At 61.9% G+C, this 24,579-nt stretch carries 24 protein-coding genes; 12 read left to right on the top strand and 12 right to left on the bottom strand.

Annotated elements, in window-relative coordinates:
• Positions 1-53: 53 nt before the first annotated feature.
• The 3 genes from ISP15_RS10700 to ISP15_RS10690 form a co-directional block, all read right to left on the bottom strand.
• A complete protein-coding gene (locus tag ISP15_RS10700) occupies positions 54-1,313 on the bottom strand; it encodes an MFS transporter (protein ID WP_404547302.1) in 1,260 nt (419 codons plus the stop codon).
• Positions 1,314-1,486: 173 nt separating this feature from the next.
• Positions 1,487-2,194: a transposase gene (locus ISP15_RS10695; protein WP_404547301.1), complete on the bottom strand. Its 708-nt coding sequence runs from the start codon at positions 2,192-2,194 to the stop codon at positions 1,487-1,489.
• Positions 2,195-2,692: 498 nt separating this feature from the next.
• On the bottom strand, positions 2,693-3,061 hold the full coding sequence (locus tag ISP15_RS10690; RefSeq protein WP_404547300.1) for a hypothetical protein: 369 nt from the start codon (positions 3,059-3,061) through the stop codon (positions 2,693-2,695).
• Between the two features lie 505 nt (positions 3,062-3,566).
• On the opposite strand from ISP15_RS10690, the gene ISP15_RS10685 reads away from it, so the two are divergent.
• From ISP15_RS10685 to ISP15_RS10670, 4 genes are all read left to right on the top strand, one after another.
• On the top strand, positions 3,567-4,670 hold the full coding sequence (locus ISP15_RS10685; protein ID WP_404547299.1) for a calcium:proton antiporter: 1,104 nt from the start codon (positions 3,567-3,569) through the stop codon (positions 4,668-4,670).
• Between the two features lie 323 nt (positions 4,671-4,993).
• Positions 4,994-5,341: a hypothetical protein gene (locus ISP15_RS10680; protein WP_404547298.1), complete on the top strand. Its 348-nt coding sequence runs from the start codon at positions 4,994-4,996 to the stop codon at positions 5,339-5,341.
• An 85-nt stretch (positions 5,342-5,426) separates the two neighbouring features.
• Positions 5,427-5,966 carry a Spy/CpxP family protein refolding chaperone gene (locus tag ISP15_RS10675; protein WP_404547297.1) on the top strand — a complete coding sequence of 180 codons (540 nt, stop codon included), beginning with the start codon at positions 5,427-5,429 and terminating at the stop codon, positions 5,964-5,966.
• Between the two features lie 294 nt (positions 5,967-6,260).
• Complete coding sequence (locus ISP15_RS10670) at positions 6,261-7,004, top strand: 2OG-Fe dioxygenase family protein (RefSeq protein ID WP_404547296.1); 744 nt, start codon at positions 6,261-6,263, stop codon at positions 7,002-7,004.
• Positions 7,005-7,046: 42 nt separating this feature from the next.
• Here the strand turns inward: ISP15_RS10670 and ISP15_RS10665 are convergent, their stop codons facing one another.
• Entirely contained in the window at positions 7,047-8,492 is a 1,446-nt protein-coding gene (locus tag ISP15_RS10665) for an alkaline phosphatase family protein (RefSeq protein WP_404547294.1), read from the bottom strand.
• Between the two features lie 126 nt (positions 8,493-8,618).
• Positions 8,619-9,521 (bottom strand): LysR family transcriptional regulator, encoded by a 903-nt coding sequence (locus tag ISP15_RS10660; RefSeq protein ID WP_404547293.1) that lies wholly within the window; start codon positions 9,519-9,521, stop codon positions 8,619-8,621.
• Between the two features lie 125 nt (positions 9,522-9,646).
• Here ISP15_RS10660 and ISP15_RS10655 point away from each other — a divergent pair, with 125 nt between their 5' ends.
• Positions 9,647-10,411, top strand: a complete 765-nt coding sequence (locus ISP15_RS10655) for an SDR family NAD(P)-dependent oxidoreductase (protein WP_404547292.1) — start codon at positions 9,647-9,649, stop codon at positions 10,409-10,411.
• 93 nt (positions 10,412-10,504) lie between these two features.
• Here the strand turns inward: ISP15_RS10655 and ISP15_RS10650 are convergent, their stop codons facing one another.
• A complete protein-coding gene (locus tag ISP15_RS10650; protein ID WP_404547291.1) occupies positions 10,505-10,681 on the bottom strand; it encodes a hypothetical protein in 177 nt (58 codons plus the stop codon).
• 180 nt (positions 10,682-10,861) lie between these two features.
• Between ISP15_RS10650 and fabV the strand changes: the two genes are divergently transcribed.
• Entirely contained in the window at positions 10,862-12,067 is a 1,206-nt protein-coding gene (gene fabV / locus ISP15_RS10645; RefSeq protein ID WP_404547290.1) for an enoyl-ACP reductase FabV, read from the top strand.
• 131 nt (positions 12,068-12,198) lie between these two features.
• On the opposite strand, the gene ISP15_RS10640 is transcribed toward fabV, so the two are convergent.
• The 4 genes from ISP15_RS10640 to ISP15_RS10625 all read right to left on the bottom strand — a co-directional run bounded on the left by ISP15_RS10640 (position 12,199) and on the right by ISP15_RS10625 (position 15,488).
• Positions 12,199-13,362 (bottom strand): YncE family protein, encoded by a 1,164-nt coding sequence (locus ISP15_RS10640; RefSeq protein ID WP_404547289.1) that lies wholly within the window; start codon positions 13,360-13,362, stop codon positions 12,199-12,201.
• A 53-nt stretch (positions 13,363-13,415) separates the two neighbouring features.
• Positions 13,416-14,231, bottom strand: coding sequence for a creatininase family protein (locus tag ISP15_RS10635; protein WP_404547288.1), 816 nt, complete (start codon positions 14,229-14,231; stop codon positions 13,416-13,418).
• 98 nt (positions 14,232-14,329) lie between these two features.
• Complete coding sequence (locus ISP15_RS10630) at positions 14,330-14,758, bottom strand: hypothetical protein (RefSeq protein WP_404547287.1); 429 nt, start codon at positions 14,756-14,758, stop codon at positions 14,330-14,332.
• Positions 14,759-15,224: 466 nt separating this feature from the next.
• Positions 15,225-15,488, bottom strand: a complete 264-nt coding sequence (locus ISP15_RS10625; protein WP_404547285.1) for a DksA/TraR family C4-type zinc finger protein — start codon at positions 15,486-15,488, stop codon at positions 15,225-15,227.
• 228 nt (positions 15,489-15,716) lie between these two features.
• On the opposite strand from ISP15_RS10625, the gene ISP15_RS10620 reads away from it, so the two are divergent.
• Positions 15,717-16,859 (top strand): glutathione-independent formaldehyde dehydrogenase, encoded by a 1,143-nt coding sequence (locus tag ISP15_RS10620; protein WP_404547284.1) that lies wholly within the window; start codon positions 15,717-15,719, stop codon positions 16,857-16,859.
• A gap of 139 nt (positions 16,860-16,998) precedes the next feature.
• Here the strand turns inward: ISP15_RS10620 and ISP15_RS10615 are convergent, their stop codons facing one another.
• Positions 16,999-18,090, bottom strand: coding sequence for an AsmA family protein (locus ISP15_RS10615; protein WP_404547283.1), 1,092 nt, complete (start codon positions 18,088-18,090; stop codon positions 16,999-17,001).
• 60 nt (positions 18,091-18,150) lie between these two features.
• Positions 18,151-18,780 (bottom strand): GIY-YIG nuclease family protein, encoded by a 630-nt coding sequence (locus ISP15_RS10610; RefSeq protein ID WP_404547282.1) that lies wholly within the window; start codon positions 18,778-18,780, stop codon positions 18,151-18,153.
• An 84-nt stretch (positions 18,781-18,864) separates the two neighbouring features.
• Here ISP15_RS10610 and ISP15_RS10605 point away from each other — a divergent pair, with 84 nt between their 5' ends.
• The 5 genes from ISP15_RS10605 to ISP15_RS10585 all read left to right on the top strand — a co-directional run bounded on the left by ISP15_RS10605 (position 18,865) and on the right by ISP15_RS10585 (position 24,366).
• On the top strand, positions 18,865-19,674 hold the full coding sequence (locus tag ISP15_RS10605; protein ID WP_404547280.1) for an SAM-dependent methyltransferase: 810 nt from the start codon (positions 18,865-18,867) through the stop codon (positions 19,672-19,674).
• 138 nt (positions 19,675-19,812) lie between these two features.
• Complete coding sequence (locus ISP15_RS10600) at positions 19,813-20,118, top strand: hypothetical protein (RefSeq protein WP_404547279.1); 306 nt, start codon at positions 19,813-19,815, stop codon at positions 20,116-20,118.
• Positions 20,119-20,186: 68 nt separating this feature from the next.
• Positions 20,187-21,971 carry a diguanylate cyclase gene (locus ISP15_RS10595; protein WP_404547278.1) on the top strand — a complete coding sequence of 595 codons (1,785 nt, stop codon included), beginning with the start codon at positions 20,187-20,189 and terminating at the stop codon, positions 21,969-21,971.
• Between the two features lie 312 nt (positions 21,972-22,283).
• Positions 22,284-23,006, top strand: a complete 723-nt coding sequence (locus tag ISP15_RS10590; protein ID WP_404547277.1) for an outer membrane protein — start codon at positions 22,284-22,286, stop codon at positions 23,004-23,006.
• 163 nt (positions 23,007-23,169) lie between these two features.
• Positions 23,170-24,366, top strand: a complete 1,197-nt coding sequence (locus tag ISP15_RS10585; RefSeq protein ID WP_404547275.1) for an FAD-dependent oxidoreductase — start codon at positions 23,170-23,172, stop codon at positions 24,364-24,366.
• Positions 24,367-24,579: the final 213 nt, after the last annotated feature.

The following is a 24,579-nucleotide window of genomic DNA, read 5'->3' as shown; positions in this document are numbered from 1 at the left end:
CAATACATAAAGGAGCCGCAAGCACGCCTGCGGATCCCCTCCTGCGTTATCGCTCAGATCGCGTCGCGCGGCTTTAGCAACAATGCCAGCATGGTCAACAGCGCGGCGGCCGACAGGTAATAGCCCACATAGGCCAACCCGTAGGTCTTGGCCAGCCAGGTGGCAAGGTAAGGCGCCAGCGAGGCGCCGAAAATACCGGCCAGATTGAAAGCGAGCGAAGCGCCGGTATACCGCACGGCGGTAGGAAACATCTGCGCCAGAACGGTTCCCAGCGGTCCATAGGTAATCCCCACCACGCACATGCCGATCACCATGAAAAGCAGCCCGCTGTGCGCGAACAGCGGCGCGTAGGCGATGCCGAAAAGGAAAATCAGCACGGTCGCGAGCATCATCGTGAAACGACCACCGCGGCGGTCGGCCAGCCATGCCGAAACGGGAATGAATGCGGCGAAGCACAGCACACCGACCATCTGCACGATCAGGAACTCTTCGCGCGGATAAGCGAGCCGGGAGGTCGCCCAACTCAACGCGAACACGGTCATCAGGTAGAAAATCACGAACGTCGCCAGCGCCGCGAAAGTACCCGATAGCAGTGCACGCGGATGTTGCGCAAACACGCTGAGCATGGGCAGCTTTACCCGTTCGTGCCGGGCCATGGCACGTGCAAAGGCTGGCGTTTCCGTAAGGCGCAGGCGCATCCACAGGCCGATCACCACCAACGCGGAGCTGGCCAGGAACGGCACGCGCCATCCCCACGCAAAAAACGCCGTATCGCCCATCGCCTGGGTCAGCCACAGGAACAAGCCCGTCGCCAGCAAGAATCCGATCGGGGCGCCGAGTTGCGGGAACATGCCGTACCAGGCTTGTTTTCCAGCTGGCGCATTCTCGGTGGCCAGCAGCACCGCACCGCCCCACTCGCCGCCAAGCCCCAGGCCTTGCCCGAGGCGGCACAACGCCAGCAGCAAAGGCGCGATCAGGCCGATGTGCGCATAGGTGGGCAACAGCCCGATGGCGACCGTGGACAAACCCATCGTAAGCAACGCCGCGACCAGGGTTGCCTTGCGGCCGATGCGATCGCCGAAGTGCCCGAACACGGCCGAGCCGATCGGCCGCGCAATAAACGCCAGCGCGAACGTCGCGAACGATTGCAGGGTTGCCGAAGCCGCGTCGCCGGCCGGGAAGAACAGCCTGGGGAAAACCAGCACCGCGGCGGTGGCATAGATGTAGAAATCGAAGAACTCGATGGTGGTGCCGATCAAACTGGCAAACAAGACTCGGCCCGGCGAATTGGCCGGTATAGATGCATCCCGCATTTCCTGAGGACCCCTGGAGAAATTGGACCGATTCTGCCAGACCCGGCAACGCTGCGGTGCAAGCCTTGCGGTGCGCAAGCGTCATGCCTGCGCACCGGCTGCTTCGAACCCGTCTGAGTACCGTCGCTCATCGCACGGGGCAGCTGGTCATTGAGACAGCAACGCCGCTGCGGCTAGGAATCTTGCGCCACCGCTTCCGGGGTCCGTCGGGGACGATGAGCCGGCCTGGTCCTGGCGTAGCGACCCAGCATGGTTTCAACCCGCGCCTGGAAGGAGGGGGATCCCAGCGCGCGCTGTTGCTGGATGTAGGCACGTATTTCCGTAAGCACTTCCGGCCCGATGTCTACCAGGAATTGCTGGCGGTAGGCACGCATGCGTTCGTCCGGGCTCGATCCCAGCGCCGCATATTCCATGTGCGGCACCACCACCGGATCGGCATCGCCCAGCGCGTTGCTGCCGTAGCTCGACCACGGATAGCCCGAGGGCTCGCCTGTCAAACCAGCGCGGACCGGATTGAGCTCGATGTAGCGCTGGCAAGTGAGCAAGTAATCGGCATCGATCAGGCAGGATTTGTAGCGCCCCTCCCACAACGTGCCGGAACGGTGGTAGGTGGCATTGAAATAGCTGACGTAGTTGCGCCCGATCGCCTGCATCATGTTGGCCATGGCACCGAGGCGCGAAGGCGTCACCAGCAGGTGTACGTGATTACTCATCAGCACGTAAGCATGCACGGAACATTCCCAGCGCCGGCTTGCATGCAACAACTGCGTGAGATAGCAGCGGTAATCCATCGCAGCAAAAAAACAAGGGTTGCCTCCATGCCCGCGCTGGATCACGTGTTGCGGGACATTGGCAATATCGAACCGTGGCAATCGTGGCATCGTGTAGCCTCCATGCGGCGATGCTGGACGCGGTCGGCAAGGGTGCTGCTAGCAGGATACGCGACCGTTTCACGCCCAACTTCGCACGTTGTTCGAATCTGGATGGGTTGAATTGAAGCGACTATCGCCCTGGGGCGGACCAACTCCCGATACCCCAGTCATTCAAAGCAGCTGCGTCCGGGATTACATAGGTAGCCGGTGCCGTTTCGTCTTACACGGACCATCGGCGCACTCCGCAGCCTTTCACCAGTCCCGCTTGCGCATTCGACAGCGCTCTACACGTTGTTTCCCAGCCGCCCGACATGAAGGCGGCGTGGTGAAAGCGTATACCGCGCATGAGTATAAAAACCGTGATGAAAGAGCTGATTCGACCCTGCCGCGACGACTGAATCCGTGGCGAAACAAGCGCATAACGGTGACAGGTCGAAGGGGGACAGGTTGACCGTCCGGCATCGCACGGCTGGCAGCCTGCTGCCGCGGCATGTGTCATGGCTGCGCTCAAGTATCCATTAGCACTACATCCAATTGCCGGATGCGCGCCGGGTCGGCGACCGTTCGATCTGCATCATTTTCCTGCCTCGACCTGGAAGCAAAACTAACGCGCGGCAATGCCCCGATGCACAGCGCGCCTGCAACGCCATCGATAGGTGCCAGTTGCACGCCCTTGGCGCGTCCGGGAGAACATCCCGGCCATTGCTTTCGCACTGCGTGATTCCGCTGTGGGCATTGGCGCATCCGTGCCTGCGCGGCAACAGCATCGGCAACCAGTAACACATCCGGATTGAGCAGGCCGGTAGCAAAAAAATCAAAGGACACATGCGGTAAAAAACGCGGCGAGCACTTCCCGCTGGCGGGCGCTATCTGCATCAGCGCTTAGGCGCACCCTGCACGAGTCGCCACACATGACTGGTAAACAGCCTCGCTGCTTTGCGCACCGCCCTACCATGAGCGCGTCATCGACGATATCCCGAACATGCCGTGCAGCACGGACGCCAGCCGTTCAATGGGAAACAAGGTTTGCAGCATCAACAACAACCTCGGCCCATGGCATCGGGCGCCACTATCTCGTGTTCGGGGGTTGCATATCGAACTTGTCCACCGGATGCGACAAATGCCCATGGACGCTCCGCGCGAAGCTGCCTGGCGGCGCTTGTCTTGCGAACAGGCCCGAGCCATCGCCATCGATGCATGAAACCGGCTCGACTGGTGACCCGGCAGATTACCGGGCCGGGAGCCCTGATCCGCAGCGCAAGCGAATCAAAGCCGGCACCGCTTATGCGGCGCGGGTTCGCCTTGGCACGACCGAAGCGCTTACTATCAACCAGCCCGATGCACGGGCGGAAAACAGGTAAGGATCACCATGCGGATACCCATGACCACGGTACGGCCTTTCATCGGCTGGCTCACGGTAGCGCTTTTCCTGATATTCGGACCGGGATGGATGGGCAGCCTCGCTCACCATGCCATGGCGCTCGGCCTGTTCGTGTGGCTGTTCTTCGCCATCGTGTGGGTGGCCTTCGGCGTGGTGCACGAGGCCGAAACACTGGCCGAGATGCTGGGTGAACCGCTCGGCACGCTGGTGCTTACCTTGTCCATCGTGGTGATCGAGGTAGTGCTTATCTCGGCCGTGATGCTTGGCTCGCACGACAACGCCACGTTGGCGCGCGACACGATGTACGCGGTGCTGATGATCGTGCTCAACGGCGTGGTCGGACTGGGCCTGCTGATGGGCGGCATCCGGCATTACGAGCAGACTTATAATTTGAAAGGCGCGTCGGCCTACCTGTCGGTGATCATCCCGTTGACCATCATCGCGCTGGTATTGCCCGATTTCACCATCTCCACCCGCGACGGCTCGCTTACACCCACCCAGGCAGTGATGTTTTCGCTCCTGACCATCGGCCTTTATGGCATCTTTCTCTGGCTGCAAACCGGACGGCATCGCGGTTACTTCGTGGCGCCGGATGCACAGCCGATCGATGCCAAGGAGATGGAGCACCACCGTCCGGCGGCGATCGACAAGAAAGCGCTTGCGCTGCATTTCCTGTTGTTGCTGGCGAACATCCTGCCGATCGTCATTCTGTCCAAGAGCCTGGCCAAGATCCTCGACTACGGCATCGCCGCCACCGGCGCGCCGACGGCGCTCGGCGGCATCGTGATCGCCATGCTGGTATTCGCTCCGGAAGGCATTTCCGCCCTGATTGCGATCCGCGCCGATCGCCTGACCCGCGCCATCAACCTGTGCCTTGGCGCGGTCACCTCCACGCTTGGGCTGACCGTTCCGGCGGTGCTCGCCATCAGCCTGTATACGGGCCGATCCGTACTGCTCGGCCTGCCGCCTTCCAGCATCGTGATGCTGATCGCGACGCTGATCCTCAGCTCGATCACCTTTTCCAATTCACGCACCACGATGCTGGAAGGCGCGGTGCACCTTTCGCTGTTCGTGGTATTCCTGGTGCTGGTGTTCAGTCCATGATGCTTCCGATCCGCGTCATTGGCGTCTTCGCGAACCATAGTGACCGGCATGGAGATTCCCCTCTCATCCACGATGCGGTGCCGCAGCGCAATACCCGCGAAGGCGAGCATATGGCGATAAGCGCTAGATGAACCGATCCCCACACCATGTACCTTGCCGGACAAACCCTCGCGCGATTTGTCATAGACTCCCAGCACGACGATGCGCGGTGACGTGCCAGAGGTTGTAGCGCCGCCCTATCGCCCTATGGATTTCCATCCCGCGGGCATCCGATGCTGGCTCGATGCACGCGACCAACGCCGCATAGCGAGGAGGATAGATCGATGACTCGCAGCTCCCCCATTCCGTTGTACCGGCAGATTGCCGCCGTAGCCATCGCACTTGCCATGGTGGCCCCTGCGATGCCGGCGCAGGCACAGCGTTACAACCGTCCCGGCCATGGCTATCACCGTCCACCGCCTCCGCCGCCGCGCTGGGATCGCGGCCATCGCGGCGGCAACAACGCCGGCGTGGCCATCGCGGCCGGACTGCTAGGCGTCGTGGCGGGCGCAGCCATTGCAAATTCGGCCGCCGCGCAGCCGCCGCCTGGCGCAGTGTACGTACAACCCGCACCGCCTCCGCCGCCACCGCCTGGCGTGGTCTATTACAGCAACGGCTATCCGCCGCAGTGATAGCGAGCACCCCGCGCGTCCAGCCACCACGCCCGGTCGGTGTCCTCGGCCCGTACTCATGAATCGGAATCGGAGTTTTCATCTCATGAAAAACCTTATACGCAAGGCTGCCCTACCTCTCGCGCTGTCGCTTGCCATGTTCGCCGGCGCCTCCATCGCCCAGAGCACGGCGCCAGCCTCGGCGATGCCTGCATCCACCGCGCCAGCCGCCACGAAAACCCACGCGCAGCGGCGCGCGGACGAAGTGGAACAGCAGATCACCAGCCTGCATACGAAGCTTGGCATCACCGACGCGCAATCGAGCCAATGGGACGCATACGCCCAGGCCATGCGCGACAACGCGCAGAAGACCGGTGAAGCATTCAAGGAACGCGCACAGAAAATGTCGGCCATGAATGCCGACGAAGTGATGAAATCCTATGCGGAATTGGCGCAGCTGCATGCGGACAACATGCAGAAGCTTTCATCCGCCTTCAGTACCTTGTACGCAGCACTGTCGCCGGAACAGAAACAGACCGCCGACGACCTGTTCCGGAACCGGCCGATGCATCACCCGAGCGCCCGTGGGCACAAGGGCAGCAAGCCGGCCAGCGCGTCCTCGACGGCCTCTGCGCCCAGCACCTGAACTTTGCGATCTATCCGCAAAAAAGCAGAGGCCCGTGCCTCTGCTTTTTTTATGCTGGTGCACTCTTCGCAAGCGCAAGGCAGCACAAGATGGCGAATCCCGATGTGCGCCGAGCCATCGATCGGCAATGCACATCCTTTCCGATAACGATGCCTGGCACCTTGCCGATCGACAGCGATGCTGCGCGCGCCATTGCAGCGTTCGATCGCCCAGGGAGCCGCACCAGGGCGTCACCAGACGGCTGCGATCCGCACGGCAAATCCAGCCCCCGGCACCAGCGTCTATAATCCCGCCATGCACACCCCATCCCCTTCGCCGGCTGCCGCGCTGCTCGATGCCGTGCGACACGACGGTTTTTCATTCGCCACCGCGGATATCATGCAGCCGCTGCTGGAATCCGCCGGGGAATTGACTGACTGGCCCGCCTTTGCCGCGAGCTGGAACCGGCTTGGCCCGGATGCTTATCTCGCGGCAAAAGGGCGCTTCCGCCGGCGCCGGCACGCAACATTCATGGCCCGCGCCCAAGGTCCGGTCGAACTTGCCGCGCATCAGGCGCATTATCAGTCGCTGCATTACAACGCACTGCAAGGCGATATCCAGCGCTGGTTCGAGCCGATCGAACCGGCCGTGGCGAACGGCGCCAGCTTGCGCTCCATCCTCGGGTTCTGCCACGGCTTCTTCGGCGCGCTGTCGCCTGGCATCACGCAGTGGCATGTGGAAGTACATCAATTCCGCATCGAAGCGAGCAGCGGTACGGCCGGCGAACCCACGCCCGAGGGCAGCCACCGCGATGGCGTGGATTTCGTACTGGTGTTACTGGTGGATCGGCACAACATCGCCAGCGGCACCACCACCATCCATACGCCGGACGGAAAACCGTTGGGCGATTTCACGCTGACCCATCCGTTCGACGCGGCATTGATCCATGATCCGCGCGTGTTCCATGGTGTCACGCCGGTAACGCCGCTCGTCGCCGACGAGCCGGCACACCGCGATGTACTGGTAGTGACCTTTCGCGCTGCCGGGAACGGGCTTTAGCCGTGGCGGGGAAAGCCGTGCGACGACGCGCACCAACCGGGCCTATGGTTTCGCCATCCTGCGGCTGGCCTTCCACGCCGCCAGCCGCTCCTTGATGTAACGGTCGTAATCGTCGCCGTTTTGCAGCGGAGGCTGGCGTTGCGTGTCCTGTCCCGCATCCGGCACCGGCAGGCGCGCGACCAGTTCGGCATAGACTTCCTGCAGGTGCGAGGGTTGGTTTGCGGCGGGATTGGCGCCTGTAGAGACCGGCGCGGTTACCCCCGCCAACGGATCATCCGTGCGTGGCGTATTCAGGCTCAAAGCCGCGCCAACGTCCGGAGCGGCAGCATCACGGGCCGTCAGCGCCGGCACATTCCAGCGCCGTTCGACCGTCTTGAGAATCGAGGTGTGATCGAATGGCATCGAGCCTGCCGGCACGCGCAACACCGTGCCGGCCGGAATCCGCGGCGAGATCAGCAAGGTGGGAACGCGCGGACCGAAGCGCTTGAAGTCGAATCCGTATTCGCCCGCCGACGTATCGGGCGGTATCGCACTGGTCGGCGGCGCGACATGATCGTAGCAACCGCCATGCTCGTCGTAGGTAACGATCAACAAGGTTTCGTTCCACAACGGGCTGTTGCGCAAGGCGACATACACGTCCTGGATGTATTGCTCGCCGAGCGATACATCGTAATTCGGATGCTGGCTGTTGCCCTTCGATCCCCAGCTCGGTTCGAGGAAAGCATACGAAGGCAGCGATCCGCTGGCCGCATCGGCCTGGAAATCCTTGAACTCGCCAAAATAGGCATCCGCAAGCGAGGTCAGCTCGGTGAAGGTGTGGCGTGTCAGCGGATCGGCATCGTAGCCGTAGATTTTCCAGCTGATGTTCTGTTTGCTCAGCGCGGTGTAGATGGTGGCCGAGGTGAAGGTCTTGGTCTTGTCATCCATATGGCCTTGCGACGTAGCCGCGTGGACGAAGGCGCGATTGGGCAACGTTTCTGTCGGCACCGAGCCGAACCAGCCGTCGCACACCGCAAAACCGCGCGCAAGCGCGGACAGCACCGGCAACGTTTCGGGCGTATGCATGCCCATGATGTCATTGGCGACCGTGCCGGGCAGCACCGAATTTTTTTCCTTGGACTCCCAACTCAAGGTGTAGGAGAAATCGCTGACGAATCCCTGGTTGGTGGCCGCCGGCGGCACCGGTGCCGTAGTGCTGCCGAACAACTGGGCATTGGTGGCGGTATATCCCTCGCCCGGATCGGCGCCGGGCATGAAATACGTGCTGCTCGTCGCCACCTGGATCTTGGATACGCTCACCGCCTGCGTGCCATCGGCACCGGGATTCGATTCCTTGCCGGTCAGCCCGTCGAACGGTTGACCCGAGGGCGACACATTGCCGGCATCGGTGTAGAGGAATCCGAGCATATGGTCGAACGAGCGATTCTCCAGCATCAGCACAACGATGTGGTTGATGGCCGATAACGGATTGGCGCCGGTTGCGGACATATCGTGCTCCCTTCGAAAGTAGTCTGCATTTCGCCACATCGACCATGCATGCAGCGTCATGCCAGTTTGGTGTGCGCATCACCATATCCGTCCAGTGTGACGTTTTCCGTCGCACATCGCTCCGGCTCATGCCTGATCAAGGTAGGGTTTCAGGGTATCCGCCAGCCAATCCATGAACACCTGCACCCGTGTCGATACATTGCGCCGCTGCGCGTAAAGCAGCGATGCCGGCATCGGCTCCGCGCGGTACTGCGGCAGTACTTCCACCAGTTGCCCTGCCTCGATCAGGTTCAGCACGCCTGCGCGCGGCACTTGGATGATGCCTAGCCCGGCTACGCATCCGGTTTCGTAAGCATCAATGCTATTGACGGTGAGTAAGCTCTGCATCGGCACGTAACGGCACTCGGCGCCTTCCAGGTATTCGAATCCCGACGGCCGCTGGCCCAGCGTCGATACATAATGGATCAGCTTGTGACCGGCAAGATCGTCGAGCGTTTCCGGCACGCCATGCTCGGCGAGGTACGCCGGACTGGCACAGTTGATGACGGGGAACAGGCCCAATGGCCGCACCACCAGGCTGGAATCATCCAGCGTGCCGACGCGCACGACGCAGTCGAAGCCTTCGCCCACTACATCTACGCGGCGATCGGTGCAGCTGAGCTGCACTTCGAGGCCCGGATGCGCGCGCAGGAATTGCGGCAGGCGTGGCATGACGCGCCTTGCCACGCCGCTGTTCATATCCACGCGCAGCCTGCCGCTCAATAACTGCGGCGCCTGCCGGAACATGCTGTTCAATTCGTCCATGTCCGCGAGCAGGTCCTTGCTTCGCTCGTAGAAACGCTGGCCGTCCTGCGTCATCTGCACTTTGCGGGTAGTCCGGTGCAGCAGTTGCGTGCCGAGCTGCGCCTCCAATTGCTGCACGGCGCTGGAGGTACTGGCCTTGGGCAAGCCCAGGCTATCGGCAGCCTTGGTGAAGCTGGCCAGCTCCGCTACCCGCACGAAAATTTGCATGGCTTCGATCCGGTTCATGGCTCACCTTCGCGTCGTGCAATTGTTCGTCTCTTACGAACACAGCAGTCATGATCCGGCGGTTTATGCGGCATGTACAGACCAATATGCTGGCCGCTATCGATTCCCCAACGATGGAGCGCACCATGAACACACCAACCCCGATCGCCCTGATCACCGGCGGCAGCCGTGGACTGGGCAAAAGCATGGCCTTGAAACTGGCCGAACACGGCACTGACGTGGTACTGACCTATCGCTCCAGCGAGGCCGAAGCGCAGGCGGTGGCCGAGGCAGTCCGAAAGCTCGGCCGCCGCGCCGCCATCTTGCCGTTGGACGCCGGCAACGTGTCGACCTTCAAGCAGTTCGCCGCACAGTTGCACGAAGCGCTGCAACAACAATGGCAGCGCAGCCAGGTCGACTACCTGGTCAACAATGCCGGCATCGGCATCCATGTCGGGTTTGCCGACACGACCGAGGCGCAATTCGACGAACTGATGCATGTGCATTTCAAGGGCGTGTTCTTCCTGACCCAGGCCCTGTTGCCACTGATCGCTGACGGCGGCCGCATTCTGAATATCTCCAGCGGCCTCGCCCGCTTCGCCCTGCCCGGCCATGCCGCGTATGCCTCGATGAAAGGCGCGATCGAGGTACTCACCCGCTATCTCGCCAAGGAACTGGGCCCACGCAAGATTGCCGTCAACACCCTGGCGCCCGGTGCGATCGAAACCGATTTCGGCGGCGGCGTGGTGCGCGACAACGCGGACTTGAATGCGTTCGTCGCGTCGCAAACAGCATTGGGCCGCGCTGGCTTGCCGGACGATATCGGCGGCGTGGTCGCCGCGTTGCTGTCGAAGGACTGCGGCTGGATCAACGGCCAGCGCATCGAAGCGTCGGGCGGCATGTTTGTCTGATGCAGCACATACCGTCCCGCTGCCGGCGAGGAGCGGGATGGTCAAACCCGCCCCGCCATAACCTCGCCACCGCCAGCTTGCGCTTAAAGCGGCTCAATCTTCGTGCTTGTGGCGGTGGTTATCTTCGCCCGTATCGTTCAGCGCATCCCCGCTGGCATCGGTATCTTCCAGCCGTTGCGGCGGGCCTCGCCGATGCTTGGGATCGGGCTGTGTGTTGGGGTCTTGGCGCTCCGCGTCCTGCGAATCGCTGGGTTTTTTCGGGGCATGCATGCTGGTCTTCCTCCGCCGTCAGGCTTGCACAGGCTCGCAGCATGGCGCAGCGGACCCGAACGGCGGGTGCGGATCGCGTCAAGGGAATGTGCACTGTTCCGGTCTGGCTGCGGTTCCCTGCGGCGGCGCATGGTCGTTTCGCCGATTAGAATGGCGGACCTGCTCGCATGAGGGTTTTTCGTGATCATCCATCCCAAGGTTCGTGGCTTTATCTGCATCACAGCGCATCCGGCCGGCTGCGAAAAAAACGTGGCCGAACAGATCGGCATCACCAGGGCCAGCGGCACGCCGGCCGCCGGTCCCAGGCGGGTGCTGGTGATCGGCGCTTCCACCGGGTATGGACTGGCCTCGCGCATTACCGCGGCCTTCGGTTACGGCGCCGCGACGCTGGGCGTGTTTTTCGAAAAGCCCTCCAGCGAAAGCAAGCCCGGCACGGCCGGCTGGTATAACTCCGCCGCCTTCGACAAGCTCGCCAAGCAGGCCGGCCTGTACAGCAAGTCCATCAATGGCGACGCATTCGCCAACGAAACGCGCGATCGCGCGATCGAACTGATCAAGAACGAGATGGGCGGCCCGATCGACCTGGTGGTCTATTCGCTGGCTTCGCCCGTGCGCAAGTTGCCGGACACGGGTGAAACGGTGCGCTCCGCGCTGAAGACGATCGGCAACACCTTCACCGCGTCTTCGGTGGATACCAATCGCGATACCGTGGTGCAGGTATCGGTCGAGCCGGCGACCGAGCAGGAGATCGCCGATACGGTCAAGGTGATGGGTGGCGAAGACTGGGCCCTGTGGATCGATGCGCTGAGCAAGGCCGGCGTGCTGGCCGAGCACGCCACCACCGTGGCCTACAGCTACGTCGGCACGGAAATCACCTGGCCGATCTACTGGCACGGCACGCTGGGCCGGGCCAAGCAGCACCTGGACAACACCGCGCGCGAACTGCGTACGCGCCATGCCGCCCAGGGCCTGCAGGCGTATGTGGGCGTGATGAAATCGGTGGTGACCCAGGCCAGCTCGGCCATTCCGGTGATCCCGCTGTACGTCTCCATGGTGTTCCGCATCATGAAGGAGAAAGGCATCCACGAAGGCACCATCGAACAGATCAACCGGCTGTTCCACGATTTCCTGTACCGCCAGGACCAGGCGGCTCCGGCCACCGACGGCGAGGGCCGCCTGCGCCTGGACGATTGGGAACTGCGCGACGACGTGCAGCAGGCCTGCAAGGCGCTATGGCCACAGGTCACCACCGAAAACCTGTCGCAGCTGACCGACTACGCCGGCTACAAGCATGACTTCCTGCGCCTGTTCGGTTTCGCCCGCGCGGATGTGGATTACGACGCGGACATCCCGCCCGACGTACATTTCGACGTCGTGCAGTTGTAACCCTGCCGGCATCCACATCGCTGGATGCCCTTGCTACTTCCCTGCACTAGCCGCACTAGCGACCGCAGCATAAAAAAAGGAAGGCTGTCGATGCGACGGCCTTCCCGCTTCCATTCGTTCGACGTATCCGATCAGCGCATGATGCCGGTGTGACCCAGCGAGTAACGGCCGGGCTGCGGCCATACCGCCAGGCCATGCGGCTCCATGCCGACCTTGACGATCTTCACCTTGCCGGTGGCGGTATCGAACGCATAGACCACGTCGTCGAAGCGGCCCGATAGCCACAGCCATTTGCCGTCGGCGGTGACATTGCCCATGTCGGGGCTGCCGCCGCCGGGAATCGGCCAATTGGCAACGACTTTGCGCGTAGCGAAATCGATTACCGACACGCTGCCCGGGCCGTTGCGCGGACCATGCACCTTGTTCGAGCCGCGGTTGGCAACATAGAGCCTGGTGCCGTCGCGGCTGGGATACATGCCGTGCGTGCCGATGCCTGTCTTGATGAAACCGATCTGCTTGAAGCTGTCGCCGTCGAGCAGGTACACGCCGTTGGCCATCATGTCCGCGACATAGAACACCTTGCCGTCGGGCGAGACGCGGATGTCCTGCGGCATGCCGCCCTTATGCAGCTCCAGGTAGCCCACCACCTTCTGGTGGACCATGTCGATCTTCGCCACCTTGCCGCCGAATTCGCAGGTAAAGATGGCGTAGCGACCGTCGATCGAAAAGTCGGCGTGATTGATGCCCTTGCATTCGGGCACCTGCAGGCTCGACTTCAGCGCCATGCTGTGCGCGTCGCGGAAATCCAGTCGCGCATGCGCTTCGGCCACCACGATGGCTTCCTTGCCGTTCGGCGTGAAGTACATGTTGTACGGGTCGTCCACCAGCACGGCCTTGCCCGGCCTGCCGGTCTTCGGGTCGATCGGGGTGAGGCTGCCGTCGGTGCGGCCTTCGGCGTTGTTGGTCACCCACAACGTCTGCAAGTCCCATGACGGCACCACATGCTGCGGACTGTGGCCAACCGGGAATTTGTCGACCACCTTGAAGGTCTTCGGATCGATGACGTAGACGTTGTCCGAGCGCAGGTTCGGCACATAGATGCGCGGCAACGCACCAGCCACGGCCGGGCTGAACATATTGAAGCCGGCGTCGCTATACATGTTCTTGGGATTGGTTACCGGCGGCATGCCGGGAACGGTGGTTACCGTTTGCGCCATGGCAACGGCGTTAACGCACAGGCCGGCGAGGATGGCGCCGGCATGCAGGGCAAGACGCCCGAAACGATCAAATTTCACAGCAAGATTCCCGTAGTGAGGAGGGCAACAAAAGTTTCCGGTCCGGCAAGAGGTCAGCGCCCCGCTGTATCTTTCCGGATGGCCTCGACCGTGCGCGAAACTATAGCATCCACGCCCAGTTGGCCCAGTTCCGCGCTGGAGCGGCGCGGGTCGCCGCCATAGACGCCATCGGCCGCGCCCAGTTTTGCGCTGCTGCGCAATGGGCCGAGCCGCACCATCTGCGGCGCGACGGCGAGTTGCAGCGAGGTATCGGCCAGGCCGGCGTGCGTGCCGATTTCATCGTCGCGGAAACCGCGCTGGCGCAGGATCTGCGCATAACCTTCCGACGAAGCCTGGTAGTACTCCGGTGGCAGGAAGGCGCGCGTCTTCGTGCCGGCCCAACTCTTGTTGAGATGCGCCACCACAAGCTTCAAGTCGTTCTGGTAACCGCCGTGGTCGCCGAGAAACACGATGTTGCGAAAGCCATGGACCGCAAAGCTGTTGGCCGCCGATTCCAGCATTTTCTCGAACACGTCGCCCGGGATCGTGATGGTGCCCGGAAAACGCATGTGCGACGTCGGCGGGTCGTAGCCGCCTTCCGGCACGTAGGCCACCACCGGCGCGACCAGCGCGTTGCCCAACTGCCGCGCGATCTTGTCGGCGAGATAGGCCGCGCGCACATTGTGCTTGCCCACCGCGACATAGGGCCCGCTTTGCTCGGTACCACCGATGGGAATGATCACCGTGGTTCTGCCGGCGCGGACCTGGTCGCGCAGTTCGGTCCAGGTAAGGTTTTGCAGTTGAACCGTCTGGGGCGTTTGCGCCAGCGCAGCATGCGCGGCGAAAAACAACAGGGCGGACGCCAGCAGGCGTCGGAATGAAGGGCGCATCGGCAGGCCTGCGGCAAGGGGGAAAAAACAGCGCGCATATGGTTGCACGCCGCCCTGCCGCATGCACCCCCTGATCCGGGAATGCCGGCGTTTTGCCCCTATTCGTTCTCGGGAATGGCCCGGCGAAAGATTTCTTCCCAATACGCCATGCGCTCCGAATAGGCCTCGCGCACCGACTCGGGCTGGTCGTTCTGCAGGCTTCGCACGTGGGTAATGGGCAGCGTGGCCGAGGCCATCTTTCGCCATGCGTCAGCTGCGGCACGCAGGTGGGAATGAGACGAAAGGAGCGCCGCAATCACTTGCTGGTCCACCATCTGCTGCGCGCTCAACGCCATCAACCCCTCCAGCGCGATGTCGGTCCGCTCGGAAAGGAACGCGACTGCCTCACCCCAGTTAGTGAAGCTGACTTCCATGGACGGCTCCTCAGGTTTATGGCGATGGGCAAAGCCTATCACCAAGCCTTGTATCGCTCTGTCTTCGATATGTTTAACCAGACGGCGCATGGCATTGTAGATGAGCTTGTTCACTGCCCCTAGCCGCCATGGACAGCTGCCCTTGCGTAACGTTTAGGTCGTCGCCATGCCGGCGGCCTAAGGTGACGACAGTGCAAAAACAAAGCGATTCCAGCAAGCATGAATCCGGCGATCGCAACGAGTCCGGCGTCGCTGACATGGACCATACCCTGCAGAAAGAACGCAACCGGAAGACCAAACAGGGAGCGGAGGAAATAGACCAGGACGCAAAGAGGGACATGGGTGTGGAACATCCCGGACGAGTAGTCCCATAAGGCTTGCTTGATTGGCATGGCGCCTGGATAAGCCATGACAACTGGAAGGTTGCCGTTCCGGCTCAGGGCACCACTATCTTTCGAGTCCCGCATATCTCCCTGCGCAGGACGCGGCTGCTCTCGCGCAAATGCCACGCCGGGAAGCAAGTGCGCTTATTCAGCGCGATATTTCTCGTTACGGTCTACGTATCGCGCGCAGACCGCCATCAACGTAACTGGCTATCCTTGCTGCCGCGTCGGTTGTAGAGGCTGGCGCCGCGCCCCGCATCGTGAGCCTGCTGGCAATTTACACACAGGCACACGCCTGGTACGGCCTTGCGCCGCGCGGCGGGAATCGGCGCGTCGCACTCTTCGCAGTGCGTTCGCCCGGGACCGTGCTTGAGCTGCAAACGCGCGCGTTGCACCGCGTCGTTGACGGTAGCGTCGATCTGGTCTTGCACAGCGCCATCGCCGGCCCAACCGATAGCCATGGGACACCTCCTGAAAAACATCGTCTATCGGACGGATCTGGGGTTGCCGGCATGCCGATCCAAGGCATCACCTGATTACCACCCTGCCTACCCGTGCCTGTGACGGTATGTCCGGTAGTTTTCGTGTGCCATGGCCGGTCCGGGCAAGCAGCCAGGCACGCGCCACGCTTTACGGCGCCGCTCCACCGGCGAACCAGGCGAGCCCATCTGATAGGAGACAGCCCTGACATGAAAGCCCTCGTTTATAACGGTCCACGCGACGTAGCGGTGCTTGACGTGCCCGATGCGAAAATCGAAAAGCCCACCGACGTGCTGGTGCGCATTACATCCACCAACATCTGCGGTTCCGACCTGCATATGTATGAAGGCCGTACCGACATGGAAAGCGGCCGTATTCTCGGACACGAGAACCTCGGCGAAGTGGTCGAGGTCGGCAAAGCCGTCGAACGCATCAAAGTGGGCGACCGTATCTGCCTGCCTTTCAACGTTGCCTGTGGATTTTGCGAGAACTGCGAACGCGGCCTGACCGGTTACTGCCTGACCGTGAATCCCGGCACGGCCGGAGGCGCCTATGGCTTTGCCGGCATGGGCCCTTATGAGGGCGGCCAGGCGGAATACCTGCGCGTTCCGTTCGGCGATTTCAATTGCCTGGTGCTTCCCCCCGACGCCGAGGACAAGGAAAACGACTATGTGATGCTGGCCGACATCTTCCCGACCGGTTATCACGCGGTCGAACTGGCCGGGCTTCAACCGGGCGAAACGATCGTCATCTATGGCGCTGGCCCGGTAGGCTTGATGGCGGCGCATTCGGCCATGATCCGTGGCGCCAGCAAGGTCATCGTGGTCGATACGCACAAAGATCGTCTCGCGCTCGCCGACAAGCTCGGCGCCATCACGGTCGACAATGTCGAGCAGGAAGGCGTGGAGCGGATTCTCGAACTCACCCACGGCATGGGCGCCGATTGCGGCTGCGAGTGCACCGGCTATCAATGCTGCAACCAGAAAGGGCATGAAGTGCCCAATCTGACCATGAACAATCTGGTCAAGACGGTAAAAGCCACCGGCGGCATCGGCGTCATAGGCGTCTTCATTCCGGAGGACCCCGGCGCGAAAGACGAATTGGCGAAAAAGGGCCAGATGGCGTTTGATTTTGGCCACTTCTGGTTCAAGGGACAGAAAATTCGCACCGGCCAGGCGAATGTAAAAGCGTACAACCGACGGCTTTGCAAGCTGATCGAAGCCGACCGGGCCAAACCCTCGATGATCATCTCGCATGAATTGCCGTTGGAGCAGGCAGCGGAGGGTTACAAGAATTTCGATGCGCGCAAGCAAGGATGGACCAAGGTTGTCTTGAAACCCGGGCAACCCTGAGATTTGGCTCGGACCTCGCTCCGCCTCCCTTGCGCGCCCGGCATGCCGCGGCGCAGCGGTCAACGCCGCGCCATAGCCGCCACCGCGCAAGCGCACGCTGCCGGCCCGCCCTGCAGCGCAGTGCGGGCTCGCTGCAAGGTCAATGTTGGGCGGGCGCTTCGGAGGCCGGCTTCAGGTGATCCAGCTGCGGTTTGTACGCTTGTATGAAAGCGTTGCGCAGCACATTGAGAATGGCTTGTGGCGCATCGAGCTGCCGATCGTCGATGCGGCCGCTGATCGGTACATGCGTGGCGAACTGACCGTTCGACTGATTCTTCAAAAGATCCACGACCCCTTGGGCCGCGGCCTCGTACAGCAGCTTGACCGGCCCTTTCTTCTCCTGCTCCACGTCCTTTTTCCAGCTGAATAGTTGCAGGTTGTTGAAGATGGGCTGGGCGTAGCCATGCAGATAGCCGTCCTTTGCCTTCAGCTCCATCGTGAAATCGCCGGTACCCGCGGCGAAATCCAGCCCGGTATAAGCACGCGCCAGGTCATTGGCGCGCACCAGCTGGATGTGCGTGGCGCGGATGTGATAGTCGAAATCGCCAAAATGGTTCGCCGGGTCGAAATAAGCATCGGTCTCCAGCGCGGCGTCGCCGAGGATGTGCGCGGTCATATGCAACGTCGCTACGCGGGCGCCATCGCGCTGGTGTGAAGCGGCGAGATTGGTCATCGTGCTTTCGACATCCGTCATCTTCAGGTCGACGCGCGGACTGGAAACGAAATTGCGGAACGTCACCGTACCGTTGTGCACGTGGATTTCGTCGAGCTGCGCCGGAATGAGTATGTTCAATTTCTCGCTCCAGTCGACACCGGTGCCGGTCTGCTTTTCGCCAGCGGTCTTGCCGTCAATGAAGTTCACGGTGGCATTGTAGAAACCGATCTTGCCGCGCAGGTGACCGTGCAGCAGCGCCATGTAGCTCATCGATGCTTCGGTGCGCGGCGCCATCAGGAACGGCTCGCCCGGGCGCCCTCCGATCTTGTCGACACGCAGGTTCTCCAAGGTATAGCCACCGCGCCACAGATGCAGATCGATGTCGGATGTCGAACCTTGGTACGCCCCCATGTGCGCGATACGTTGGTTGAGATAGTGGCGGACCACCTGCGGCAAGGCCAGGCGCACCACGATCAATACCGCGACCACCACGACTGCCGGCAGCCAGGCGGATCGGGGCAGGCGTGGAAGCTTCACGGCGACGCCTTTGGCAAGGTCAGGAGCCTGAACTGTAATCGGCCAGGCGTGAGCATGTCGCTAACCATGCCGTTTTGCGTGCCACGCCATCACGCGCGACGGCACCAACGCCGCAATATCCATGCCGACGGCGCGGCAAGCATCCAGCGTATCGCCCAGCATCGCGGCAAGACGCGCGTCCTGGACTTCCGGCGGCAGGTTGAGCGCCTGCCATTCAAGCATGTCCAGCATGCGCAGCGACCATTCGTACAACTGGTCGGCACGTTCCGCAAAGCGGGCACGCAACCAGCCGCTCAGCGGTGCGTGCAAGGGATATCCATAGCGCTCGGCTACCCGGCGTACCAATCCATCGGCCTGGTCGGCTATCCCGCGGAACCACTCGGTGTGGCCGCCGGCCGCTTCCGATACCAGCAGCGGCGCCGCGGCGCGGTGCTCCGGCCAGCGCTCGATCAACAGCCGTTCCACCCGGCGCGCGTCGCGCAAGCGCCCGGTCTCCACCAGCATGCCCCGTTCCAGATCGAACAAGGCGAAGAACCGGGGATGAAAGCTGCGGAATCGTTGCACCGGGTCGTGCGTGAAACCGACCTTGGTCAGATCCTCCCCGGCACACGGCAGTACATAGACGAACGTCTTGCCTCGCACGGCCGCTTGCGACCCGTCCCAATCATCGATTTGGCCCTCGGTGCCCACATCCGCTCCCGGAACGATGCGGCCGGCTCGACGCCTGCACGCGATCACGCAATACTGCCCGCAAGCCGATTCAGGGGTAAGGCCTTGACCAACGCAACATCCAAGGGAAGCCTCGCTTGCGTAGGCGCGGGCATCACCCTGGGCTCGCACCTCAGTCCGCTGGCCCGCAGCCATATCGAGCAGGCTGACGTGGTGTTCGTCGGGGTCTCCGATGGCGTGGTCGAGCTATGGATCGCCGGCATGAACAAGGACGTGCGCAGCCTTCAACAGTATTACCGGGAAGGAAAGTCGAGGTACAAGACCTACCGCGAAATGGTCGCCGCCATCATGGCCGAGGTTCGCGCCGGCAAGCGCGTCTGCGGCGTGTTCTACGGCCATCCGGGCGTATTTGCCTGGGCGCCGCACAAGGCGATCCAGATAGCCCGGCAGGAGGGTTATCCGGCCCACATGGAGCCCGGCATCTCTTCGGAAGATTGCCTTTATGCCGACCTGGGCATCGATCCCGGCGCCTTCGGCTGCCAGCATTTCGAAACCAGCCAGTTCATGCTTTATCGGCGCTGCATCGATCCAAGCGCATGGCTGGTCCTCTGGCAGGTGGGCCTGGCTGGCGACCAAACCCACAAGAGGTTCGCCACCGGTCCCGCCTATCGGGAGATCCTGGTCGACCTGCTCGCGCAGCATTACCCGCTGGACCATGGAGTCATTATCTATCGAGCGGCAACCCTGCCCATCCAGAGTCCTCGAATGGAAAAACGCTCGCTTAGAGCACTGCCAGAAGCAGACCTGGGAATGGCCGATACCCTGGCGATCCCCCCCGCGCGTCCATTGCAGATAAACGCAGAGGTTCGGGCCAGGCTCCAGGCCCTGGACCGTGCGACGATAGCGACGCCATAGCCGCACCGTCAATCTATCATTGCGTTACGGATCAAACACTCGCCGGCGCCAGTTCCATGGCGAGATCAAGCGGATATCATCCACTCGCGACCCTGGGTCGCGAGTGGAACAACCGTTTAGCTAACAGGGGGATATTCGATGCCAGGCGTAACTGAATTTTTGGAAAAAATGGGTAGCGAGGCGCACTGGCGCAACGCGGCCCGGGAAGATATCGAACTCGCGCTGGACGGCACAGATATCGAGACGCCGGTCCGCAACGCCATTCTCGACAAAGACAACGACATGTTGCACGCCTTGCTGCACCAGGCGCCGCTCTTCGGCACCATGCTTCCTACGGCACCCGATGAAGAAGAGGAAGAGCAGGAGGAAGACGAGCCAGGCGAGAACCCGGGACCGAAAGGTATACGTGGCTCGCATACCACTCCATCGCTCGCTCAAGCGTAAGCGCACGGATGGTGATAACCGGCTGCAAGCGCCGGAAACGATACGCAGGAGCTTCTTGGCTCCTTGCCATGTTGTTGCTTGCGGGCCGGGCAGCTCCAGCCTCTCCCGCGAGCAGCAACCTGGCAGACTTGCTTGGTCGTGCCGACACAATCAAGACGGTCGACAACGCCGCCTTCGTCGAATTGCTTGCATTACTCGATAAAAATACCGTCGCCTTGTCTGCCACGCAAAAATGGCGGCTGCGCTATCTCAAAGCTTGGCAAGTGGCTTATCTGGGTGACTTCGCAAAGGCCCGGCCGCTGCTGGAAACGATCATCCGGGAAACCCCCGATGACGCCATCCGCATGCATGCCGCGGCAGCGCTCGTCAATATCCTGGGTTATAGCCATCAATACGAAGAGGCTTATACCCGTCTTGACCACGCATTGGACGAGTTACCGAAGGTCACCGATAAGGACGCACGTTTTCACATACTGGGCGAAGCGTCACAACTGCTGGTTGGCGCCGGACAATATGACCTTGCCGCCAGTTACGCCGACCAGATCATTGCCGATTATCCTAGCGGTAGAAACCGATGCATAGGCATGTACCTGAAGGTGCATGCCGATTTCCTTGGCGGCAAATCGGCTCAATCCTGGAGATCGCAAGCGCAGCAAGCCATCAATGCATGCACGCAGGTCAACGAAAATCTTTTTGCCGATGCGACACGGCGCGATGTAGCCAGCTTTGCTATCCGACAGGGCCGCACGGTCGATGCCATCAACCTGCTCGAAAGCCACTACTTGAATGTCGTCAAGTACCACTACCTGGAACTCACCTCTGAATACGCAGCGCTGATGACAGAGGCTTATTGGCAGAAAGGCGATACATCACGGGCTGAAGAATTCGCGCTGAATACCGTCGACCTGGCACAGAAAAGCGAGTTCATCGAACCGCTTACGACCGCCTATCAATTGCTTTACCAAATCGATCGCCAGAAAGGCGATCTGCGCGACGCACTCAACTATCACGAAAAATACATGACGGCCGATAAAGGCCGCCTGGACGACGTGCGGGAAAAAGCGCTTGCCTACCAGTTCGTCAAGCAACAGGTTGAAGCCAAGAAGGTAGAACTGGACGAACTGAACAAGCAAAACCAGATTCTCCAGCTGCAACAGGCCCTCGATCACAAGGCGGTGGAAGCTGGCCGTCTTTACATTGCCCTGCTGCTTACCGTACTGGCGTCGATCGGTTTGTGGCTCCTGCGCCTGAAGCGCTCGCAGCTACGCTTCATGCGCCTGGCGCGACGCGATGGGCTTACCGGCATCTTCAACCGCCAGCATTTTGTGGATGAAGCGGAACAGACGCTGCGCTATGCGGCCAAGTCTATGCGCATGGCCTGCTTGATCCTGATCGACCTGGATCATTTCAAATTGATCAACGACACGCATGGGCATACCGCTGGCGACCACGTCCTGCGACGCGCCGTGGCCGTGTGTCAGCAACATCTGCATTCCTGCGATGTATTTGGCCGGATCGGCGGCGAGGAGTTCGGGATCCTGCTGCCGGAAAGTTCGGTAATACAGGCGCTGGAGCGCGCCGAGCGGCTGCGCGTGGCAATCAGCACGACGCCGGAGGGCGAATCGCAGGACATTACCGTGTCAGCCAGCTTCGGCATCGCCTCCACCCAACACGAAGGCTACGATTTGCGCCGCCTGCTGATTGCCGCCGACAGCGCGCTTTATCGCGCCAAGCGGGATGGCCGCAATCGCGTCGTGGTGAGCGGCCCTCACAATGGTCCGGAGGCAGATCGCGGCTCATCAGGAGACCATGCTGCCGACGGCCGCGCCACGGGCGATCCCGCCATAAGCTGATCCGCGTCGGTACCGACGACGGCAACGAACACAGGCCAAACGCCTCACGCCACGGACCGCGGCCTGTCACCTCGCGCTCGCACGCTTGCACCTGCACGACGATCAAGCGCCGCTGACCGGCAAGCCTGCATAAAGTTTCACCTATCGTCGCGTTCGTTTAGGTGCGTTAACCCCGGCTTAAATCCGTTGTGACGCAAACACAAGGCGTTGAAGTCCTCTGCCTTCCAATGTCGCCCGACTGCAAACCCCTGCGGTCGCCGGCCACGCGAATCCATTCGCCTGGCCGGAGCAGAACTATAAGAGGATGCTTTCATGTACAAGACCTGCCTCGCAGCGACGATTGCCGCCGCCACCCTGATCGCCTTTTCCGTATCCGCACAGGACACCTCCGCCGCGCAAGGCGCCTATCAGCCGGACCAGCCGGTTGGCTCCGGCAACTGGTTCCTGGATGCCAATGTCGGCCGCACCAATGGCAATGGCGACCAGCATTTCGGCAATTTCTCCAATTTCGATTTCGCGCAAGGACAGCGTGACCGCCGTACCGGTTACGGCCTCACCGGGGGCTATCGTTGGAAAGTGGGCCCCGATGTTGGCTTGGGCGTCGAGGCCGGCTATGCGGACCTGGGTAATTTCCGCGTGCGCAATATCTTCAATTCGCAGCCGGTCAACCAGAGTTCGAGCGTCAATGCCCTGCGCGGCTGGATCGTTGGCCTGAATGGGCGCATCAATCTTCTGCCTGGCTGGTACCTCAGTGCGCACGGCGGCTACTTCCATCCCAATAACTACGATCATGCCTATCCCTACGAGATGGGCGGGAATCTCGGCACGCTGACCACCGGCCGTGCCGGCCAGGACAGCTGGTACGCGGGCGCGGGCACCGGCTGGGATATCAGTGAGCATTTCGGTATCGGCCTGCAGTACGACTACTTCCACGCTAACGCCGGCAAGGTGATTGATCCAGCCACCGGCGTCGCAACGGCCGACCTGAAGCGCTCCACCGGGATCGTGTCGCTCATGGGCGAGTACCGGTTCTGAAGTGGCCTGGTCATGCCGAAGCAGGCCGTCCAGGGGAACGGCCTGCTTCGGCAACATGACCGGCAGCATGACCAGCAACGGATTCTCCCGTGCCGGCGGGCCGTTGCTTTTGTGATGTGCCGCGTTTACTTTCGCGTGTCCCTTCATGACAGGAAGCACGCGCGTGCAACGTCGCCAGTTTCTGCACCACGCGGGCGCGGCGCTGGCCGCCGCCTCCGCCGCCAGTGTTGCCGGATGCGCAAGGCAAGCCATCTTGCCGAAATCTTCCACGCCACCGTTGCCCATACCGGCGGCGCGGATGGCATCGGGCATTGCGGAACTGGCGCCCATCAAGGCGCAGACCGATCGCATCACTGGTGTGTACGTATGCACCCGGCCGTTCCGTGCCGCTGGACCGCGCGTCGAAGCGGAAAAGCTGGACCACAAGACTATCGTCCACAACTACGGTCACGGCGGCAGCGGCTGGTCGCTATCGTGGGGCTCGAGCGCGCTGGCCTTGCGCATGGCGCAGGCGACCGGGGTGCGGCGCATCGGCGTGATCGGCTGTGGCGCGTTAGGTCTCACTTCTGCGCTGCTGGCGCAACGCGCCGGCTTGTCCGTGCGCATCTATGCCAAGGCACTTCCGCCGGATGTCCTGTCGATGCGCGCGACCGGGCTGTGGACTCCCGACTCGCGCATTTGCGATGCCGGACATGCCGATGGCTTCGCCTCGCGCTGGGAGGACATGGCGCGCACGTCTCACGCGATGTACCAGAACCTGCTGGGCCTGCCCGGCCGTCCGATCGAATGGATCGATGGCTACCACCTGCCGGGCGCTTCGCCCGGCCAGGGCGAAAAGGTTTCCGACGAACCGGACTACGGCGACTTCCAGGATCGCGTGCACGACCTTACCCCGCGCTCGATCACGCTCCCCGCCGGCAGCACTCCCTTTCCCGGGCCGGTGCGCCGCTATACCACCATGATGTTCAACATCAGCACCTACGCGCACATGCTGATGGCGGATTTCCAATTGGCCGGCGGCCATATCGTGGTGCGCGAATTCACTCATCCGCGCGAGCTGCTCGAGCTGCCGGAACACACCTTGATCAACGCCACCGGATACGGCGCCCGCGCCCTGTTCAACGACTCGTCGATCATCCCCGTGCGCGGACAAACCGCGCGGCTCATTCCACAACCGGAAGTCAACTACGCACTCTCCACCGATACCCTCGGGGTGGTGCCGCGCAGCGATGGCTTGCTGGTGCAAGCGTTCGGGGCTACCGGGGACTTCAACAATAGCGATCGCACGCCCGACCGCGCGGCCTCCGAAGCGGCCGTGCGCCAGCTCGCCGGCATTGTCGCGAGCATGCGGAACAGTTGATCTGCCAGAGGCAGCGCGTCGCATGTCACACCGTGTGTGGTGCTTGCGCGCGGTTATCCGACATCAGCACGGGCCTAGGTGTTGCGATTCGATAGGTTGTTCATCCGGCTGTGGTGAAGGAAGCTGAGGTTGTCGAGACATCAGTAACCCGCGCCAGGGAACCGGATGAACAGCCATAAGCATGCCCGATTGACGTTGCAAGGTCGAAAGCGA

Origin of the sequence: Dyella jejuensis, from assembly GCF_044904675.1 — a bacterium.
Lineage (GTDB): Bacteria > Pseudomonadota > Gammaproteobacteria > Xanthomonadales > Rhodanobacteraceae > Dyella_B > Dyella_B jejuensis.
Note: the sequence above shows the minus strand (reverse complement) of the source record. Positions and strands in the feature narration are given on the sequence as shown.

Excerpts from the sequence above, each read along its gene's own strand:
- ISP15_RS10670 (WP_404547296.1), top strand. The coding sequence starts at position 6,261 with ATGCACACCCCATCCCCTTCGCCGGCTGCCGCGCTGCTCGATGCCGTG.
- ISP15_RS10675 (WP_404547297.1), top strand. The coding sequence starts at position 5,427 with ATGAAAAACCTTATACGCAAGGCTGCCCTACCTCTCGCGCTGTCGCTT.
- ISP15_RS10625 (WP_404547285.1), bottom strand. The coding sequence starts at position 15,488 with ATGGCTATCGGTTGGGCCGGCGATGGCGCTGTGCAAGACCAGATCGAC.
- ISP15_RS10665 (WP_404547294.1), bottom strand. The coding sequence starts at position 8,492 with ATGTCCGCAACCGGCGCCAATCCGTTATCGGCCATCAACCACATCGTT.
- ISP15_RS10685 (WP_404547299.1), top strand. The coding sequence starts at position 3,567 with ATGACCACGGTACGGCCTTTCATCGGCTGGCTCACGGTAGCGCTTTTC.
- ISP15_RS10595 (WP_404547278.1), top strand. The coding sequence starts at position 20,187 with ATGTTGTTGCTTGCGGGCCGGGCAGCTCCAGCCTCTCCCGCGAGCAGC.
- ISP15_RS10660 (WP_404547293.1), bottom strand. The coding sequence starts at position 9,521 with ATGAACCGGATCGAAGCCATGCAAATTTTCGTGCGGGTAGCGGAGCTG.
- ISP15_RS10690 (WP_404547300.1), bottom strand. The coding sequence starts at position 3,061 with ATGCAGATAGCGCCCGCCAGCGGGAAGTGCTCGCCGCGTTTTTTACCG.
- ISP15_RS10600 (WP_404547279.1), top strand. The coding sequence starts at position 19,813 with ATGCCAGGCGTAACTGAATTTTTGGAAAAAATGGGTAGCGAGGCGCAC.
- ISP15_RS10635 (WP_404547288.1), bottom strand. The coding sequence starts at position 14,231 with ATGCGCCCTTCATTCCGACGCCTGCTGGCGTCCGCCCTGTTGTTTTTC.
- ISP15_RS10620 (WP_404547284.1), top strand. The coding sequence starts at position 15,717 with ATGAAAGCCCTCGTTTATAACGGTCCACGCGACGTAGCGGTGCTTGAC.
- ISP15_RS10680 (WP_404547298.1), top strand. The coding sequence starts at position 4,994 with ATGACTCGCAGCTCCCCCATTCCGTTGTACCGGCAGATTGCCGCCGTA.
- ISP15_RS10650 (WP_404547291.1), bottom strand. The coding sequence starts at position 10,681 with ATGCATGCCCCGAAAAAACCCAGCGATTCGCAGGACGCGGAGCGCCAA.
- ISP15_RS10590 (WP_404547277.1), top strand. The coding sequence starts at position 22,284 with ATGTACAAGACCTGCCTCGCAGCGACGATTGCCGCCGCCACCCTGATC.
- ISP15_RS10695 (WP_404547301.1), bottom strand. The coding sequence starts at position 2,194 with ATGCCACGATTGCCACGGTTCGATATTGCCAATGTCCCGCAACACGTG.
- ISP15_RS10655 (WP_404547292.1), top strand. The coding sequence starts at position 9,647 with ATGAACACACCAACCCCGATCGCCCTGATCACCGGCGGCAGCCGTGGA.
- ISP15_RS10700 (WP_404547302.1), bottom strand. The coding sequence starts at position 1,313 with ATGCGGGATGCATCTATACCGGCCAATTCGCCGGGCCGAGTCTTGTTT.